This is a genomic window from Okeania sp. (assembly GCF_983059655.1).
On the sequence record NZ_CEZPJD010000943.1, the window covers coordinates 1 to 2,756 of the forward strand.

Annotated in this window: 1 protein-coding gene; it reads right to left on the bottom strand. The window is 36.8% G+C overall.

Features of this window, described 5'->3' with window-relative positions:
* Positions 1-339: 339 nt before the first annotated feature.
* Complete coding sequence (locus tag AC3DU7_RS30475) at positions 340-2,730, bottom strand: ATP-binding cassette domain-containing protein (RefSeq protein ID WP_488042980.1); 2,391 nt, start codon at positions 2,728-2,730, stop codon at positions 340-342.
* Between the last annotated feature and the right edge of the window lie 26 nt (positions 2,731-2,756).

The following is a 2,756-nucleotide window of genomic DNA, read 5'->3' on the forward strand; positions in this document are numbered from 1 at the left end:
GGAGTAGGGGAGTAGGGGAGTAGGGAGTAGGGGAGTAGGGAGTAGGGAGTAGGGAGTAGGGGAGTAGGGGAGTAGGGAGTAGGGGAGTAGGGAGTAGGGAGTAGGGAGTAGGGGAGTAGGGGAGTAGGGAGTAGGGGAGTAGGGAGTAGGGAGTAGGGACGTTGCATGCAACGTCTCTACAAAGTTACAGCGAATTCCACTTTGGTGAGGTACACCCACGCGAGCAAGATGCTCGCACTGAGAACATTTAATTATTAATATCTGTACTTCATATACTGAGAATCTCTTGTCTCATTTAATGACTTAATAGCTGATAGCTGATAGCTGACTGCTGAATGCTTATATAATATCTTTCTGTTTTTGAAACCAAATAGTGAAGCCTAAATAAATCATTGAATGTAAACATAAAGCTCCCCAACTTATCCCTAAGTTTTCCCAGTTAAGATTGTAAACATCTGAACCAGAAAATGGTAAAGGAACGGTACTTCCATCTGGTAATTTAGTTGCTTCTGGCACCATTTTATTAACATTTACAAGTGCTCCATAAGCAGCTACAGACCAACGACTTAACATTAGCCAAGAAAATTTACTAGCTATACCTGTCATTTCAAATAAAACACCGGAAAAAATAATCTGAGGTAGCAATATTAAGGGTAAAGCACTATTAGCTTGAGAACCATTTTTCACAATAGATGAAATCATTAATCCCAAACTCATACAACTTATCAAAGTTAAAAAAGTTGTAATACTAACTCCTATCGGCCATGAAATTAATTCTGGTTGTGGATTTTTAAATCCAATTAAAACTACTAATGCTATTAATAGAGTTTGCAAAGTTGCTAATAACCCTAGAACTATTACTTTTGAACTGAGATAAGCAAATAATCCTAAATTGACTAATCTTTCCCGAACATAAATAGCTGATTCTTTGATTATTTCTTGCAGGGAACTAGACAGACCGACCCACAAACAAGCACAGGTAAATACAAATAATACTCGCAAAGATAAAGGGGCTAAGGTAGGTTCTGGGTCGCCAATTAATGGATTTTTATCCCTAACGGCAAATAAAATTAAACTAATACCAATAGGAGCAGTAAATAAAGCTAAACCTAAGTTAATGGGGTCACGAATAGTTAATTTAAAATATCTTTTAATTAAAATAAAAAGTTGTTTCCAAAAAGAAGCTGGTTGTTTTTTGGGAGGTAAATTAGTAGGAGATTTTAAATGATCTATACTCAGATGATTAGCAATATAACGTCGATAATATTCTGATTGACGAAAATTATTTACCCATTCATTAATATTTTCATCACTGGTTTCTAGTTCGTTATAAATATCAGCAAAGTCGCCAGTATTTACAGAGAAAAAAGTCATAGCTTCTCTAGGAGAACCAAAATAACATAAACGTCCGCCTTTACCTAAAAAGACTATACGATCGCAAATTCTAATATTAGCTGTGGCATGAGTAACTAAAATAATTGTTCGCCCTTGATTTGCCAATTTTCTTAATAGTTGCATCATTTTTTTATCTAAACCTGGGTCTAGTCCTGATGTCGGTTCATCTAAGAAAAATAATTTGGGGTCTGCTAATAATTCCACGCCAATACTTACCCTTTTTCTCTGCCCTCCACTTAACTGACTAACTAATACATTTTTCCTCTCTTTCATCTCTATTTGTTCTAGAGTTTTTTCGACTACTTCTTGAATATTAATATCCGGTGGTAATCGTAATTTTGCTGCATAATTTAAAACTTCTAATACTGTTAATTCTCGATGAATAATATCATCTTGAGGAACATAACCAATTTGAGTCCGATAGATATTGAAATTATTCCTTAAATCTTCACCATTAATATAAACTTTACCTTTAGTTGTAGGGTTTATTCCTAATAATGTTCCCATCAAAGTTGATTTACCAGTGCCACTACCTCCCACCAAGGCCACAAACTGTCCTGGTTCGATCGCAAAGGAGATATCATTCAGCAAAACTCGTGTTTTTCCTCGTTGGTCTCTGACTATTCTATATAGGCGATCGGCATCAATACGAATTTGATTTCCCGGGTCAAAAACTTCTAAGCGATCGCTACGCCGAATTAGAGTAAAAGGTCCTATTTTGACGACTGCTCCTTCAGTCAAAACAATAGAGTGCCTAACTCGCATCCCATTAACAAACACGCCGTTGGTACTATGGTCGCGTAAAATGTAATTACCCTGACCATTAGGTTCAATGGTGGCATGACGACGGGAAATAGTGGGGGCATCTAATTCCAGAGTTGCATCAGGATCGCGACCAAGTAACACCGATCGCTCTTTTAAAGATATTGAGCTTGTTTTTGGTAAAGATGCTATGGTTATTGGATTATTAGGATCGAAATATTTCAGCAATATTTGGTTTTGGGGGTCGAGACCAATTTTGATTTCCATACCATTTTCTAGAAGATGACCTTCAGATGGAGTGATACGAGTACGGTCTAGAAATAATCCATTGGTACTTGCTCGATGGCCGTCACCATCATAGATATGGTAGCGGTCGTCAATTTTCCGGATAGTGGCGTGGTAACTAGATATGACTAACCAAGCTGAAGGTACTACAAGATCGGCATGGAGGCGATCGCGCCCTAATATATGATTGTCTTGTTTAAGTTCAAGAGTAATAATTTGGCCTTGATTATTCAATTCTATATAAGGATTATTACTTAAAAGGGTAGTTTGACCCGTTTTATTAGTCATAATAATATTAGATTTTAGATTCTTTG